Origin of the sequence: Variovorax sp. AB1(2024), from assembly GCF_037482385.2 — a bacterium.
Taxonomy (GTDB): Bacteria; Pseudomonadota; Gammaproteobacteria; order Burkholderiales; family Burkholderiaceae_C; genus Variovorax.
In genome coordinates, this window is record NZ_JBBHKP020000001.1 from 81,754 (window position 1) to 96,323 (window position 14,570).

Annotated in this window: 14 protein-coding genes; 9 read left to right on the forward strand and 5 right to left on the reverse strand. The window is 69.3% G+C overall.

The features are described from left to right. Nucleotides 1–2: 2 nt before the first annotated feature. The 5 genes from WIX39_RS00395 to WIX39_RS00415 are packed head-to-tail and all read left to right on the forward strand — an operon-like array spanning nt 3 to nt 3,327. Entirely contained in the window at nt 3–779 is a 777-nt protein-coding gene (locus tag WIX39_RS00395; RefSeq protein ID WP_106936782.1) for a helix-turn-helix domain-containing protein, read from the forward strand. Nucleotides 780–815: 36 nt separating this feature from the next. Continuing rightward, complete coding sequence (locus WIX39_RS00400) at nt 816–1,721, forward strand: DMT family transporter (RefSeq protein ID WP_106936781.1); 906 nt, start codon at nt 816–818, stop codon at nt 1,719–1,721. A 54-nt stretch (nt 1,722–1,775) separates the two neighbouring features. Next, nucleotides 1,776–2,618: a dienelactone hydrolase family protein gene (locus WIX39_RS00405; RefSeq protein ID WP_106936780.1), complete on the forward strand. Its 843-nt coding sequence runs from the start codon at nt 1,776–1,778 to the stop codon at nt 2,616–2,618. Nucleotides 2,619–2,673: 55 nt separating this feature from the next. Continuing rightward, complete coding sequence (locus WIX39_RS00410) at nt 2,674–2,919, forward strand: hypothetical protein (protein ID WP_106936779.1); 246 nt, start codon at nt 2,674–2,676, stop codon at nt 2,917–2,919. Between the two features lie 54 nt (nt 2,920–2,973). Continuing rightward, nucleotides 2,974–3,327, forward strand: coding sequence for a hypothetical protein (locus WIX39_RS00415; RefSeq protein ID WP_106936778.1), 354 nt, complete (start codon nt 2,974–2,976; stop codon nt 3,325–3,327). A 24-nt stretch (nt 3,328–3,351) separates the two neighbouring features. On the opposite strand, the gene WIX39_RS00420 is transcribed toward WIX39_RS00415, so the two are convergent. From WIX39_RS00420 to WIX39_RS00430, 3 genes are all read right to left on the reverse strand, one after another. Then, entirely contained in the window at nt 3,352–4,512 is a 1,161-nt protein-coding gene (locus tag WIX39_RS00420; protein ID WP_106936777.1) for a GGDEF domain-containing protein, read from the reverse strand. A gap of 66 nt (nt 4,513–4,578) precedes the next feature. Continuing rightward, entirely contained in the window at nt 4,579–5,757 is a 1,179-nt protein-coding gene (locus WIX39_RS00425; RefSeq protein WP_106936776.1) for an acetyl-CoA C-acetyltransferase, read from the reverse strand. Between the two features lie 32 nt (nt 5,758–5,789). Further along, nucleotides 5,790–6,572: an SDR family NAD(P)-dependent oxidoreductase gene (locus WIX39_RS00430; RefSeq protein WP_106936775.1), complete on the reverse strand. Its 783-nt coding sequence runs from the start codon at nt 6,570–6,572 to the stop codon at nt 5,790–5,792. A gap of 138 nt (nt 6,573–6,710) precedes the next feature. Between WIX39_RS00430 and WIX39_RS00435 the strand changes: the two genes are divergently transcribed. The 4 genes from WIX39_RS00435 to WIX39_RS00450 all read left to right on the forward strand — a co-directional run bounded on the left by WIX39_RS00435 (nt 6,711) and on the right by WIX39_RS00450 (nt 11,791). After that, nucleotides 6,711–9,410: a LuxR C-terminal-related transcriptional regulator gene (locus WIX39_RS00435; RefSeq protein ID WP_106936774.1), complete on the forward strand. Its 2,700-nt coding sequence runs from the start codon at nt 6,711–6,713 to the stop codon at nt 9,408–9,410. Nucleotides 9,411–9,619: 209 nt separating this feature from the next. Further along, complete coding sequence (locus WIX39_RS00440; RefSeq protein ID WP_106937668.1) at nt 9,620–10,471, forward strand: AP2 domain-containing protein; 852 nt, start codon at nt 9,620–9,622, stop codon at nt 10,469–10,471. A gap of 152 nt (nt 10,472–10,623) precedes the next feature. Next, entirely contained in the window at nt 10,624–11,355 is a 732-nt protein-coding gene (locus WIX39_RS00445; RefSeq protein ID WP_253820029.1) for an AP2 domain-containing protein, read from the forward strand. Nucleotides 11,356–11,413: 58 nt separating this feature from the next. Next, nucleotides 11,414–11,791 (forward strand): hypothetical protein, encoded by a 378-nt coding sequence (locus WIX39_RS00450; protein ID WP_081271123.1) that lies wholly within the window; start codon nt 11,414–11,416, stop codon nt 11,789–11,791. A gap of 14 nt (nt 11,792–11,805) precedes the next feature. On the opposite strand, the gene WIX39_RS00455 is transcribed toward WIX39_RS00450, so the two are convergent. Together WIX39_RS00455 and WIX39_RS00460 are read right to left on the reverse strand one after the other, a co-directional pair. Then, complete coding sequence (locus tag WIX39_RS00455) at nt 11,806–12,954, reverse strand: acyl-CoA dehydrogenase family protein (RefSeq protein WP_081271124.1); 1,149 nt, start codon at nt 12,952–12,954, stop codon at nt 11,806–11,808. A 27-nt stretch (nt 12,955–12,981) separates the two neighbouring features. Next, nucleotides 12,982–14,541, reverse strand: coding sequence for a long-chain-fatty-acid--CoA ligase (locus tag WIX39_RS00460; protein WP_409194308.1), 1,560 nt, complete (start codon nt 14,539–14,541; stop codon nt 12,982–12,984). Between the last annotated feature and the right edge of the window lie 29 nt (nt 14,542–14,570).

The following is a 14,570-nucleotide window of genomic DNA, read 5'->3' on the forward strand; positions in this document are numbered from 1 at the left end:
CGATGCCCAGCGAACGCACCCTTCTCTACGCCGGAACCGAGTTCACGGTGGAGCACGTGTGCTCGCGCACGCACGGGCCTGACTGGAGTGCGTACTACACCATTGGCTCGCGGCGCATTGTCCTGCCGGTGGGGCACACGGTGCTCGACGTGCGCTCGGGCGACAGCACCTGGCTGGTCGACGGACTGACCGCCATGCACCTCAACGACGCCATGGTCTACCAGCTGCGGCCCTCGCCAACACACGCGACGCGGCACAGCATGGTGGTCAGCGGATACCAGGCGCCTCGTGCAAGCAAGGCGCCGGTCTTCAGCCTGCTGTCGCCGGCGTCGCTGTATCGCGTTCATGCGGCGCAAAAGCAGCTGCGCAACGGCGACGCGGGTCCGCAGACCGTCGCGCAGCTACTCGACGAGATCGGCACGTCGCGCCAATTGATGCCTTTGAATGGCACAGTGGCGCGCGCAAAAAGACTGCTTGCGGAAACCACCGACCGTGAAGCGCGGCTCTCGATGCACGCGCTGGCCGATGCCGTCTCGCGTTCTCCGTTCCACTTGGCACGCAGCTTTCGCCAGCAGACCGGCCTGAGCTTGCACCAGTACCGCCAGCACCTGCGGCTCGCCACGGCCCTTGATCGGCTGGCCTGCGGCGACCAGGACCTGGCGGGCATTGCGCACGATCTCGGCTACTGCAGCCAGAGCCATCTGGGCGCGGTATTCCGGCGCGAGGTGGGCGTGACGCTGGGTGAAGCGCGCCGCGCGCTGACCACCGCACGAATCTGATAGCCGCCGCGCGGCACGGCCGCGAGACTTCTGGCGATGGACAAGAAGAACCTTCGCACAGGCGTTTTCGCCGCGCTCACCGCGGCACTGATTGGCAGCGCGTGGCAACTGGTCTCGCGCCACGGTGTGACCACCACGCTGGGCCCGATGGAACTGGTGCTGCTGCGCTACGGCATTCCCGCTTTGCTGCTCTCCCCGCTGTGGCTCGGCAAGGGCCTGGTTCCGCCCAAGGCCTCGCGCCTTGCGCTCGTGCTGCTCGTCATCGGGGGCGGCCTGCCTTTCGGCCTGCTCGTGCTGGCGGGCGCACGCTGGGCACCCGCCAGCCACATGGGCATCTTCATGGCGGGCAGCCTGCCGCTGTTCACCGCCATCGGCGCACGGCTGCACAAAGGGCAGAAGGTAGGCGGCATCCGGTTGCTGGGGCTGGGCTGCATCGCGGTCGGCATCGCGCTGTTTGCGACGGACAGCTTGCGCGACGGCTCGCTCGATTGGCGCGGCGACCTGCTCTTTCTTTCGGCGGCTGTGCTGTGGGCCGTCCACTCGCTCGCCTTCGCGCATTGCGACTTCACGCCGTGGCAGGGCACGGCGTTCGTGAACGGGTGGTCGACCTTGCTCCTGCTGCCGCTGCTGGGCACGGTCGGTGCGCCAAGGCTGCTGACCGCACCGTGGACGGATGTCGCCATACAAGCCGTGATGCAGGGCGTGGTCGCGGGCCTGCTGGGGCTGATGGTCTACATGCTGGCCGTCGCGCGGCTGAGCGCGGCGCGCGCTTCGCTGTCGGCGGCGCTGGTGCCGGTGCTGACCACGCTGGGAGCCGCGGCATGCATGAACGAACCGATCACCGGGGAAGTACTGCTGGCCCTTGCGCTGGTGGTACCTGGCATCGTGCTGGCGAGTGGTGCGGTCCGGTGGCGCGCGCAGGAGACGCAGCAGCGCCCATAGCACCTTCAGGAAGGGCGGGCAGAATGCCGCGAACCTCGAAAGGATGCCCGCCTCATGAGAAAGCTGATACTCCTCGCCGCCGCCCTGCTGTGCTTTGCCACCGCCTCCTGCTGGGCGCAGGAACGCAGCACCGTGCGCGTGCCCACGCCTTTCGTCGAAAACGGGATGCCCGTCACGCTGGAGATGGTGATTTTCAAGCCCGAAGGCGACGGTCCCTTCCCCACCATGGTGTTCAACCACGGCTCCACCGGCATCGGCAACGACCCGAAGCTGTTCAAGCACACCTATGCACCCGAGCGCCTGGCCAGGTGGTTCACGCAGCGCGGCTGGCTGGTAGCGTTCCCGCAGCGGCGCGGGCGCGGCCAGTCGGACGGTTTGTATGACGAAGGCTTCACGCCAAAACGCGAGCACTACAGCTGCGACCCCGCGCTGTCGCTGGCGGGCTTCGACCATGCGCTTGCCGACGTCGACGCCGCCGTCGAGTGGCTGCGCAAAGACTCCGACGTGGACACGAAGCGCGTGGCAATCGCCGGCCACTCGCGCGGCGGCATCCTCGCCGTCGCCTACGCGGGAACGCGGCCCGACGTGTTCCAGGGCGCAATCAACTTCGTCGGAGGCTGGATGAGCGACAAATGCCCCGGCAACACGGCGGACGCAATCAATCCGGTCAGCTTCAGGCGCGGCGCGGCGTTCCCTCGCCAAACGCTATGGCTCTACGGCGAGAACGACAGCTTCTATGCGCTCTCTCACAGCCGGAAGAACTTCGAGGCCTTCACCGCCGCAGGCGGCAAGGGAAGCTTCTCGACCTATGTGCTGGAGCCCGGCATCAACGGGCACCAGTTGGTCGTGCAACAACAGCTGTGGGGGCCGACTGTCGAGGCGTATCTGGCGCGGTGAGCATGCAATGGCGCGGTGTCGAAGACGAGCACATGCCAACTGACAAGGAACTGTGATGCAGAGCAACCACTACTGGTTTCCCGCCAAGCGCTACGGCTGGGGCTGGGGTCCGCCGACCTGCTGGCAGGGCTGGGCGGTGGTGGCCGTGTATGCGGTGTTGCTGGTAACTGCCCTGGTGTCGATTCATCCTGAACAGAAGCCCTTTCTGTTCGCCGCGGCCGTCTCCGGCCTGAGCCTCGCGCTGGTCGCGGTCTGCTGGATCAAGGGTGAGCCGCCGCGCTGGCGCTGGGGCGCCAAGTAGCCGGCGACGGCCATCGGACATGAGCAGCACCGCCCCAGAAGCTGGCGTACCCGAATGACGAGGAACGGCTACGCCGCCGCCCTGTGCAGCGTGCTGCTGGCATGCGCGTCCCTTCCCGCATCGGCCAACGGCAGCCTCTTCTGCCAAGGAAGCCCGTATTCGGCGGAGGTCCAGTTCAGCCTGTCTTCCGGCCGCCTGACCGACCTGGTCGTGTCGCGTGACGACGGCGTGGCGCCTGCGTCGTCCGAGCGATTGACGCTGCAACGCCAATCGGCCGACTACCGCCGCCAGTCGATGCGCGCCATCGCCGGCAAGGGCGTCGCGCTGCGCGTCGCCAGGACCAGGGGCTCGCTGACTTACGCGAGCAGGCAGCACGTGCTGCGCTGCGACTGGTCAGGCCTCGGCTGAAAGAAAAGAAGGTCCGGCCGCGCCTCAGGCCGCCGCGATCACCTGGTCCCGCCCCATCGCCTTGGCCTTGTAGAGCGCCGCGTCGGCGCGCGCCAGCACTTCGTCGACGCCCCGGCCGCCGTCGTTCGCGGCCACGCCGATGCTCACCGCGATGGAGCCGACCTCGGCCATGGGGGAGTCGGCGCCGAAGGGCTCGCCGATGGCCTGCTTGAGCCGCGCGGCGATGGCCATGGCCTCGACCTGGCCGGTGCCGGGCAGCAGCACCACGAACTCCTCGCCGCCGTAGCGCCCGAGCACGCCGGCGTCGCCCACCGCCCGCTGCATGCGCCGCACGGCCTCGCGCAGCACCTTGTCGCCCATCTGGTGGCCGAAGCGGTCGTTGACGTCCTTGAAGTGGTCCAGGTCCACCATCAGCAGCGCCATGTGCCGCCGGTCGGATGCGAAGGCGCCGCGGCAGGCATCGAGCAGCGCGCGGCGGTTGAGCGCGCCGGTCAGGGAGTCGCGCGTGGCCAGGTACTCGAACTCGGTGTGCACGCGGTCCGTGGCCATCAGGATGACGGAGATCGACAGCAGCAGCACCGAGAACGAATACATGCTGATGTAGAGCGACTGGATCCAGTTGCCGTCCATCAGGTTGCTGCCGGCCATGCCCAGCACCACCGACACGAAGCGCAGTGCCGCCACCGCAGCCTGCGCCAGCAGCAGGCCGATCATCAGCGGCTGGCCGAACACGCGGGGCCGGTGGCGCAGGTAGAGCAGGGCATGCGCGAAGAACAGCAAGGACACCGCGAAGGTGACGATCAGCAGGCGGGCCTCGAAGTCGGGCTTGACGGTGCTGAACCAGAACATGGACAGCCCTATCAACCCGTTCAGCAGCGTCCAGCCCCGGGTGTCGCTGCTCCCAAGCAGGAACTTCTGGCTGCCCGAGTAATACAGGATGCACGCCTGGAACAGCACGACGTTGGCGACCACGATCGTGAGGAAGTCCGGAAGGTAGTCGCGCGCCGCGAACAGCATGGTGCTGGTGAAAGCCAGCAGCGGCGCCAGCGCCCATTCGCTCAACCCGCGGATGCTGGCCGGGTAGCTGCGCCGCATGAAGAACATCACCAGGGCCATCATGACGCCCATGAGGCCGGCCAGCACGATGACGGAACGGGGGTCGAGAAGGGATGGCAATGCGCCCATGGGGCGAGATTATTGATTATGTTGACATTGCCTTCCGGGAAGCCGCCCCAAGGCCTCCGGCGCGGCTCAGAGCCGTTCGACGATGGTCACGTTGGCCATGCCGCCGCCTTCGCACATGGTCTGCAGCCCGTAGCGCTTGCCGCGCTGGCCGAGCGCATGCACCAGCGTGGCCATCAGCTTGGTGCCGGACGCGCCGAGCGGGTGGCCCAGCGCGATGGCGCCGCCGTTCACGTTCAGCCGCGCCGGGTCGGCGTCCAGCGTCTGCAGCCAGGCCAGCGGCACCGGCGCGAAGGCCTCGTTGACCTCGTACAGGTCGATGTCGCCGATCTTCATGCCCGCCTTCGCCAGCGCCCGCCGGGTGGCGGGAATGGGCGCCTCCAGCATGATGACCGGGTCGTGCCCCATCACGCTCATGTGGTGGATGCGCGCGAGCGGCTGCACGCCCAGCGTCTTGAGGCCGCGCTCGTTGACCACCATCAGACCGCTCGCGCCGTCGCAGATCTGGCTGGCGGTGGCGGCGGTGCAGCGCCCGCCCTCGGCGATCAGCTTGACGGCGGCGATGCTCTCCAGCGTGGCGTCGTGGCGGATGCCTTCGTCGACGGTGTGCAGTTCGCCGGTCTCGGTGCCGTCGGCCATGCGCACGGCCACCGGCACGATCTCGCGCTCGAAGTGGCCCGCCTTCGTCGCGGCGATGGCGTTGCGGTGGCTGCGCAGCGCGTAGGCGTCGAGCTCGGCTTTCTCTATGCCGTAGTTCCTGGCGATCATCTCGGCGCCGGTGAACTGGCTGAACTGCACGTCGGGGTAGCGCCTGGCCATCTGCGGGCTCACGTAGAAGCCCAGCCCGTTCTTCAGCGGCAGCGTGGTGGGCAGGCCCATGGGCACGCGCGTCATGCTTTCCACGCCAGCCGCGATCACGATGTCCATGCTGCCCGACATCACGGCCTGCGCCGCGAAGTGCAGCGCCTGCTGCGACGAGCCGCACTGCCGGTCGACCGAGGTGGCCGGCACCGACTCGGGCAGCTTCGACGCCAGCACCGCGTTGCGCGCGATGTTCGAGGCCTGCTCGCCGGCCTGGCCGACGCAGCCCATGATGACGTCCTCGACCAGCGCGGGGTCGGCGCCGGTGCGCTCCACCAGTGCGTCGAGCACCTGCGCGGCGAGGTCGGCCGGGTGCCAGCCGGCCAGGCGGCCGTTGCGGCGGCCGCCGGCGGTGCGCGCGGCGGCGACGATGAATGCTTCGGGCAAGAAAGTCTCCTGTGTTCGTGGGTGGTGCGGGCTCAGCGCGGCGCCATGCGGATGGCCCCGTCGAGCCGCACGCTTTCGCCGTTGAAGTAGCCGTTGGTGATCATCAGCTCGGCCAGCGTCGCGTATTCCGCCGGGTTGCCCAGCCGCTTGGGGAACGGCACCGACGCCGCCAGCGCGGCCTTCACGTTGTCGGGCGCGCCCTGCAGCAGCGGCGTGTCGAAGATGCCCGGCAGGATGGTGTTGACGCGGATGCCCTCGGCCATCAGGTCACGCGCAATGGGCAGCGTCATGCCGACGATGCCGGCCTTCGACGCGGTATAGGCCGCCTGGCCCATCTGCCCGTCCTGCGCGGCCACCGAGGCGGTGTTGACGATGGCGCCGCGCTCGCCGTCCTGCAGCATGCCGAGCGTGAGCATGCCGGCGGCCGACTTGGCGATGCAGCGGAAGGTGCCCACCAGGTTGATCTGGATGATGCGGTCGAAATTGGCGAGCGGAAAGTGCTTGATCTCGCCGGTGGCCTTGTCGCGGCTCGCGGTTTTCACCGCGTTGCCGGTGCCGGCGCAGTTGACCAGCACGCGCTCCTGCCCGTGCGCGGCGCGGGCCTTGGCGAAGGCCGCGTCCACCTGCTCTTCGGAGGTGACGTCGACCTTGCAGAAGACGCCGCCCAGTTCCCTGGCCAGGGCCTCGCCCTGTTCGGCGTTGAGGTCGAACAGCGCGACCTTCACGCCGTGGCCGGCCAGGCGGCGCGCGGTGGCGGCGCCGAGGCCGGAAGCGCCGCCGGTGACGACGGCGGCAATGCTGGAATCGAGTTGCATGAGATGCGGTCCTTGCAGGGTAAGTGGCGGTTTCCGCGGGCCAGTTTAGGAAGCAGAATCGGCGGCGGCATCGTCGGAAACGACGGAAATCCGGGCCGTTCGGGCTCCGGTGCGCCAACCGCCCTTGCCCGCCCGCCGATGTCGCCTCCCACGCCCCGCATCCTCGAAACCAAGCTCAACCCGCCGGCCGCCAACGCCACGCAGGTGCCGCGCACCGCCATCCGCGAAGAGATCGCCGCGGCCGCCGTCAAGCTGGTGCTGGTGCGCGCGCCGGCCGGCTTCGGCAAGACCACGGCCATGGCGCAGATCCGCGAGCGCATGGAGGCGCAGGGCATCGCCACCGCGTGGCTCACGCTCGACCGCGCCGACAACGACGTGTCGCGCTTCCTCGACTGCCTGGCCGAAGCCGCGCAGCGCCTGGGCGTGGACGAGCCGCGCGCCAACGGGCCGTTCGACGCCGTGGCCGCGCTGGCCGCGCACGACGCGCCCTTCACGCTGTTCCTAGACGACTTCGAGGTGGTGCAGGAGCCGGCGGTGCTCGGCCTGGTGCGCGAGATCGTCGAGCACCTGCCGCGCCGCGGCCAGATCGTGATCGGCTCGCGCGGCCTGCCCGACCTGGGCCTGGGCCGGCTGCGCGCGCGCGGGCAGCTCATCGAGATCGACACCGACCGGCTGCGCTTCAGCCTGGAGGAAACCAGCGCCTTCTTCGGCCTGCGCATGGCGCATGCAAAGCAGGCGATGCAGGCGCTGCCCGCCGACCTGCTCTCGCAGCTGCATCGCAAGACCGAAGGCTGGGTGGCAGCGATCTGGCTGGCTTCGATGGCGCTGGAGCGCCACGGCACCGAGACCGGTTTCGTCGAGCGCTTCTCGGGTTCCGACCGCGCCGTGGCCGACTACCTGGCCGAGGACGTGCTCGCGCACCAGCCGGCCGACATCCGCGACTTCCTGCTGCGCACCAGCATCCTGCGGCAGCTGGACGCCTCGGTGTGCCAGGCGCTGTGCCCGCGCGCCGACTGCGCGGCCATCCTGGAACGGCTGGCCGCGTCCAACCTGTTCCTCACGCCGGTGAGCGGCGACGGCGGAGATGGCGGAAACGGCGGCGCGTGGCGCTATCACAGCCTGTTCGCCGACTTCCTGCGCGCGCGGCTCGCGCACGAGCAGCCCGGCGAAACGGCGCGGCTGCATCTCGCGGCCGCAGGCTGGTACGAGTCGCACGACCGGCCGGTGCCCGCCATCGACCACGCCATCGAGGGCGGCGACCATCCGTATGCGCTGGCGCTGCTCGACAGCTACGCGGCGCAGTTCCTCGAACAGGGCCGCATGCGCATGCTGGCGCGCTGGTTCTCTGCCATTCCGGAACACCAGCTGCGCGAGCATCCGTTCCTGCAGCCCATCGCGCTGTGGGCCACCTGCTTCACGCACGGCCCGTGGGAGGCGATGCGCATGCTCGATCAGTCGGGCTGCCTCGAAAGCCCCATCCCCGAGGTGCGCGCGAGCGCCCACACGCTGGTGCCGCTGCTGCTGGCCATGCAGGACCGCCACGACGAGGCCTACGAGGCCGGCCGCCAGAGCCTGGCGCGACTGCCCACCGGCCTGCCGTTCGCCGACAGCGTGCTGCTCAACGGCATGGCCCACATCCTCGCGGTGCGCGGCGACCAGCACGAGGCGCGCCGCATGCTGGAGGCCGCGCGCGAGCGCGGCAGCAGCACCTTCAACCGCATGTACACCGAGTCGCTGGCCGGCCTGTTCGACCTGCACGAAGGGCGGCTGCGGCAGGCCACCGCGCGGCTGCGCATGGCGGTCGACTCCACCCATGCCGTGTCGTACAACCACAGCCACGGCAACGCCTGGGCCGGCGTGCTGTATGCGGGCGCGGTGTACGAGACCAACCAGCTCGTGCAGGCCGAGCACCTGCTGAACGTGTACCTGCCGCTGGCGCGCGACGTCGGCCTGCCGGACCACATGATCCTGAGCCACGTGATGCGCTCGCGGCTGGCGTTCCACGCGGGCGACATCGACGCCGCGTTCCAGGCGCTGACCGAGCTGGAATACCTCGGCCACCACCGGCAGCTGCCGCGCGTGGTGGCCGGCGCCAAGCTGGAGCGCTCGCGCATGCTGCTGCTGCAGGGCAACGGACCCGCGTCGCGCGACGAACTGGCCCGCGCCGACGACCCCGCGCTGTGGGAACGCGAGAGGCGCCAGCGCCTGCCGGCGCACGACCTCGACTACATGGCCCTGGCGCGGGCGCGCTGGGACATCGCGTTCGGCGATGCGCGCGCCGCGCTGGACGCGCTCGACGCCGAACTGCATGCCGCGCTGGCCGTGGCGCACAACCGCCGCGCGCTCAAGCTGCGGGTGCTGCGCGCGCTGGCGCTGCAGGCCGCGGGCGACGCGTCGGCGGCCGTCAAGGAATTCGAGACCGTGCTGCAGGCCGCAAGCCAGGAAGGCTTCGTGCGGCTGATCCTCGACGAAGGCCCGGCCGTCGGCGCGCTGGTGCACCGCTATGCGCAGTCGGCGCAGGAGGCGCCCGCCGCGCGCGGCGACCCGATCCTGGCGGACTACCTGCAGCGCCTGCTGCAGCTCGTCGGCCCGATGCCGGCGGCCGACGCGGATGCGCCCGCATCCTGCGCCGACGCGATGAAGGAGCCGCTCACGCGCAAGGAAATCCGGGTGCTGCAGTTGCTGGCCGAGGGGTATTCGAACAGCGCGATGGCGGAGAAGCTGTTCGTGTCGGACAGCACGGTGCGCACGCACCTGCGCAACATCAACATGAAACTCGACGCGAAGAGCCGCACGCAGGCGGTGGCGATCGCGCGGCGGCTGGGCGTGATCCGGTAGGCGGCGCCACCGGTGGCATTACAAATACTACGGATTCCGGTGATACCGCCCGCCTCTGGCCGTCCATAGCATTCCCTCAGAGAGATCAGAGCCTTCCTGCTGCCGCGGTTGCCATGGTGCGGCGCGGCGGCGGAAGCGCAGCGTCCGGCCGAATGCGGCAGGCCGCGCAGGGAGTCATCGACACACAGAGCGACAGGAGCGAAGCCACCATGCCCAAAGGAATCCCCAACCCGGCCCCCATGTATGGCATCGCCCCACGCGCCTGGGGTTTCGAGGTGTCGATCGTGCGCAACGGCAACCGCTTCTACAAGCAGTTCGGCCGCGCCAGCTACGGCAGCGAGGAGCAGGCCCTGCTGCATGCGCAGGCCTGGCGCGACGAGATCGTGCGCAGCTTCCCCCCGGTCGCGCGGCGCACGCGGGCCGAGAAGCTGCGCGCCAACAACACCACGGGCGTGTCGGGCGTGTTCTGCCAGGTCGCGTCGGGCGGCCGGGTGCGGGCATGGGTCGCCAAGACCTATCTTGGAGAAAACGAGATCCTGCGCACCGATTTCCCGGTCGATGCCGCCGGCGGCGATGCGCAGGCGCTGGCCATTCAGGAGCGCGCGCGGCAGCTGGAACACATGTCAGGCCTGGCCCGCCTGCATCCGGCCGAGGAGTCGATCCGCAAGAGCCAGGACAGGCTGCCGGCCGAACTGCTGTCGCCCAAGCGCTCCAAGTCCGAGATCCGGCGCAGCACCAATTCCAGCGGCGTGAGCGGCGTGCACTTCAAGGCGCCCAACGTCGGCCACCCGGGCTACTGGCTCGCCATCACCTACACGGCGGGCAAGGGCAGCGTGAGCAAGGCGTTCTCCATCAAGGAACACGGGCCCGAGGAAGCCAAGCGCCTGGCCATCGCGGAGCGCGAGCGCCAGCTCGAGGCCAAGCTGTCGGGTGGCCGCAACCGCGCCGCCACCGATGTGCGCACCGACACCGCCATCGGCCCCATCGCCTACCGCCAGGAAGCGCGTTCGCAAGGCACGGCGGGCGCCGGCGCGCCGGAGGCAGGGCAGGTCCGGCTGTGAGGCTTCGGCAGCGGCGGGCAGGCCGGGCGTGCGGGTTCGCCGGATCGCCATGCCGCTTCGGCCAGAATAGCGGGCAAATGCGTGCGCCGACGAGCGCCGCGCAGTTCGGGGAGCCCGCCAACAGCAGTGCGCAGAAAAGCAGCACGTCGAGAATGCCCAAAGGAATCCCCAATCCGGCCGCCATGTACGGCATCTGCATCAGACCCTGGGGATTCGAAGTCTCTATCGTGCGCAACGGCGTACGCCACTACAGGCAGTTCGGCAAGGCCAGCTACGGCGGCGAGGCGCAGGCGCTGCTGCAGGCGCAGGACTGGCGCGACGCCATCGTGCGCAGCGTGCCGCCGCCCACGCGGCGCGAGCGCGCGCAAAAGCTCAGGGCCAACAACAGCACCGGCGTGCCGGGCGTGTTCCACCAGATGTCCGCCGGCGGCCAGGTGCGGGCCTGGATGGCCAAGACCTACATCGGGCAGGGCGAGATCCTTCGCACCGACTTCATCGTCGACCACCTGGGCGACGCGGCCCAGGCGCTGGCCATCCGCGAGCGCGAGCGGCAGCTCGAACGCATGCAGGGGCTGGTGCGGCTGCACCCGGCCGAGGAAGCGATTCGCATGGGCCTCGCGACCCATGCGCCAGCGCCCCGCGCGGCCAAGCGCTCGAAGTCGGAGATCACCCGGCGCAACAACACCAGCGGCGTGAGCGGCGTGCATTTCAAGACGCCCAACGCCAGCCATCCCGGTTATTGGCTGGCCATCACCTACACCACCGGCAAGGGCAGCGTGAGCAAGGCTTTTTCGGTGAAGGAACACGGCCACGACATGGCCAAGCGCCTGGCGATCGCCGAACGCGCGAATCAACTCGCCGCGAAGCTGGGCCAGGACCGCTGATGGCACAAGACAGACGCGGCTTCGCCGCTGCGGCGAAGCCCGCCACGGGTGCCCGGCCATGACGCTCAAGTCCATTCACCAGCTGCTGCGCGTGGCATCGCACCTGCTGGACCAGGCGGCCGCCGAGGTCCACGCGACAGATCTGGAGCCGGTGCAGGAAAACGTCGAGCGCATCGGCCGCGCGCTGATCGAGGTGATCGAAGTGCAGCGCCGCATCTACGAGGAACAGCCGGAGCTGGCGCCCAAGTCGCTGGCGGCCTCGCCGAAGGAAGCCGACGCCAGCCGCCTCTTCACCGAATTCACGATGGAGGCGCTGGCGCTGGAAGAAGCCGGCAAGACCGCCGCGGCGCGCGAGAAATACACGGCGTTCATCGGCATCTCGCCCTCGCACCTGCACCGCGAGATCGCGCGGGCGGAGATCCGGCGGCTGTCCTAGCAGGCCGTGTCGGGTCACAGCGCCCGCGAGATCACCTCCTTCATGATCTCGTTGGTGCCGCCGTAGATGCGCTGCACGCGGGCATCGGCGTACATGCGCGCCACCATGTATTCGTTCATGAAGCCGTAGCCGCCGAACAGCTGCAGGCACTCGTCGATCACGCGGCCCTGCGCTTCCGAGCCCCAGAGCTTGGCCATCGACGCGGTGGCGGTGTCGAGCCTGCCGGCCACCAGGTCTTCCACGCAGCGGTCGATGAAGGCGCGGCCCACCTTGATCTGCGTCGCGATCTCGGCCAGCTTGAACTTGGTGTTCTGGAACTCGGCGATCGGCTTGCCGAAGGCCTTGCGGTCGCGCACGTAGTCGAGCGTGGCCTCGTAGGCGCCCTCCATGGTGGCGAGCGCGCTCAGGCCGATGATGGTGCGCTCGTACGGCAGGTCGCTCATCAGCTGGAAGAAGCCCTGCCCTTCCACGCCGCCCAGCAGCGCATCGGCCGGCACGCGCACGTCGTCGAAGAAAAGCTCGGAAGTGTCCTGCGCCTTCATGCCGATCTTGTCGAGCACGCGGCCCACGCGAAAGCCCTTGCAGCCTTCGGTCTCGACGATGAGGATCGAGGTGCCCTTGGCGCCCTGCGCCGGGTCGGTCTTGCACACCACCAGCACCACGCCGGCCAGGTAGCCGTTGGTGATGAAGGTCTTCGAGCCGTTGATGCGAAAGCCGCCGCCGTCCTTCTCGGCGCGCGTGCGCACGCCCTGCAGGTCGGAGCCGGCGCCGGGCTCGGTCATGGCGATGGCGCCGACCATCTCGCCGCGCGCCATGCGCGGCAGGTAGTGGCGCTTCTGCTCCTCCGTGCCGTGGTTGAGGAAGTAGTGCGCCACGATGGCATGCACCGACGTGGCCATGCCGGTGAGCGCGCGGCGCGACATCTCTTCGTAGAACACAGCCTCGTGGCGGAAGTCGCCGCCCGCGCCGCCGTACGCCTCGGGGATGTCGGCGCACAGCAGGCCGAGCGCGCCGGCCTTGCGCCAGACCTCGTGGCCGACGTGGCCGCGCTTGCGGGCTTCCTCGTCGTGCGGAAGCACTTCGGTCTCGATGAAGCGCACCACGTTGTCGCGGTACAGCTCGAGGTCTTCGTCGCTCCAGGAACGGCGGAAATCGATGGGCATTTTCTTCTTCCTTGAGGTGTTCTTCGGTCAGCCGACGCGGCGGCTCCTGCCGGTCCAGAAGGGCTCGCGCAGCTGGAACTTCTGCAGCTTGCCCGCGGCCGACAGCGGCAGCGCGTCGCGAAACTCCACGCTGCGCGGGCACTTGTAGCCGGCAATCTGCTCACGGCAATGCGCGATGACGGCCTCCGCTTCCAGCGCCATGCCTTCGCGCCGCACGATCACCGCGTGCACGCGCTCGCCCCACTTGTCGTCGGGCACGCCGATCACGGCGGACATCAGCACCTGCGGGAGCTGGGCGATGGCGTTCTCGACCTCGGCCGAATACACGTTCTCGCCGCCGCTCACGATCATGTCCTTCATGCGATCGACCACGAAAACGAACCCTTGCTCGTCCATGTAGCCGCCGTCGCCGGTGTGCATCCAGCCGCCGCGCAGCGCGGCCTCGGTTTCCCTCGGCTTGTTCCAGTAGCCCTTCATGACCATCGGCCCGCGCGCGACGATCTCGCCGACCTGGCCGAAGGGCACTTCGTTGTCGTCGCCGTCGACGATGCGCAGCTCGGCAATGGAGATGGGCGTGCCGGCCGAGCGCAGCAGGCGCTCCCGATCCGGCCCCGGCGCGTGGCAATACGGCGGCAGCGCGGTAACCACCGGCGACAGCTCGGTCATGCCGTAGACCTGCGCGAATGCCGTACCCGGAAAGGCGCGCATGGCCTGGTCGAGCAGCGCCGCGTCGATGGGCGCCGCACCGTACGACAGCAGGCGCAGGCTGGAGAGGTCGAACTCCGCGAAGCGCGGATGCTCGATCACGCGCTTGATCATGGTGGGCACCAGGAACATCTCGGTGATGCGCGCCGACTGAAGCGTCTGCAGCACCGCCAGCTCGTCGAACACCGGCACCACGTGCACCGGCACCAGCCGCATCAGGCTCTGCAGCGCCACGCCGCAGCCGGCCACGTGGAACATGGGCGCCGCGACGATGGCCGCGGCGTCCTGCGTGTCGCGCGGCAGCGCGGCCACCGTGCCCAGCGCGTTGATGCACAGGCTGCCGTGCGTGAGCATCACGCCCTTGGGCTGGCCGGTGGTGCCGCCGGTGTACATGACGGCGGCCAGCTCGTCGCTGCCGTGCGGGGCATCTTCGGCGGGTTCCGTGGCGGCGAGCAGCGCCTCGTAGCCGAGCATGCCTTCGGGCACCGCGCCGTCGCCGCAATAGACCACGGTGCGCAGCGAGCGGGAGAGCCGGCGCAGCTCTGCGGCCATGGGCGCGAAGACGTCGTCCACCAGCAGGATGCGGGTGTCGCAGTCGTCGAGCGAGTACGCCACTTCCTTGGGGTTCCAGCGGATGTTGACCGGGTTGATGACGCCGCCGCCCCACCAGGTGCCGAAGAAGTATTCGACGAAGCGGTGCGAGTTGAGGCTCATCATGCCGACCCGGTCGCCCGGCTGCATGCCGAGCTGCCGCAGCACCGCGCCGAGGCGCGCGACGCGGTCGGTGAACCCGGCGAAGTCGAGCCGCGTGCCGCCGCAGACCACGGCGGTGGCCTTGCCTTTTTCGCGCCGGCCCTTGTGCAGGGGTTGGGTGAGGAACATGGGGTCTGTCTCCGTTCTTCGTTGCTCTT

What these genes read in the sequence shown, in the direction of transcription:
- WIX39_RS00395 (WP_106936782.1), top strand. Translation starts at nt 3, where the DNA reads ATGCCCAGCGAACGCACCCTTCTCTACGCCGGAACCGAGTTCACGGTG.
- WIX39_RS00400 (WP_106936781.1), top strand. Translation starts at nt 816, where the DNA reads ATGGACAAGAAGAACCTTCGCACAGGCGTTTTCGCCGCGCTCACCGCG.
- WIX39_RS00405 (WP_106936780.1), top strand. Translation starts at nt 1,776, where the DNA reads ATGAGAAAGCTGATACTCCTCGCCGCCGCCCTGCTGTGCTTTGCCACC.
- WIX39_RS00410 (WP_106936779.1), top strand. Translation starts at nt 2,674, where the DNA reads ATGCAGAGCAACCACTACTGGTTTCCCGCCAAGCGCTACGGCTGGGGC.
- WIX39_RS00415 (WP_106936778.1), top strand. Translation starts at nt 2,974, where the DNA reads ATGACGAGGAACGGCTACGCCGCCGCCCTGTGCAGCGTGCTGCTGGCA.
- WIX39_RS00420 (WP_106936777.1), bottom strand. Translation starts at nt 4,512, where the DNA reads ATGGGCGCATTGCCATCCCTTCTCGACCCCCGTTCCGTCATCGTGCTG.
- WIX39_RS00430 (WP_106936775.1), bottom strand. Translation starts at nt 6,572, where the DNA reads ATGCAACTCGATTCCAGCATTGCCGCCGTCGTCACCGGCGGCGCTTCC.
- WIX39_RS00435 (WP_106936774.1), top strand. Translation starts at nt 6,711, where the DNA reads ATGTCGCCTCCCACGCCCCGCATCCTCGAAACCAAGCTCAACCCGCCG.
- WIX39_RS00440 (WP_106937668.1), top strand. Translation starts at nt 9,620, where the DNA reads ATGCCCAAAGGAATCCCCAACCCGGCCCCCATGTATGGCATCGCCCCA.
- WIX39_RS00445 (WP_253820029.1), top strand. Translation starts at nt 10,624, where the DNA reads ATGCCCAAAGGAATCCCCAATCCGGCCGCCATGTACGGCATCTGCATC.
- WIX39_RS00450 (WP_081271123.1), top strand. Translation starts at nt 11,414, where the DNA reads ATGACGCTCAAGTCCATTCACCAGCTGCTGCGCGTGGCATCGCACCTG.
- WIX39_RS00455 (WP_081271124.1), bottom strand. Translation starts at nt 12,954, where the DNA reads ATGCCCATCGATTTCCGCCGTTCCTGGAGCGACGAAGACCTCGAGCTG.
- WIX39_RS00460 (WP_409194308.1), bottom strand. Translation starts at nt 14,541, where the DNA reads ATGTTCCTCACCCAACCCCTGCACAAGGGCCGGCGCGAAAAAGGCAAG.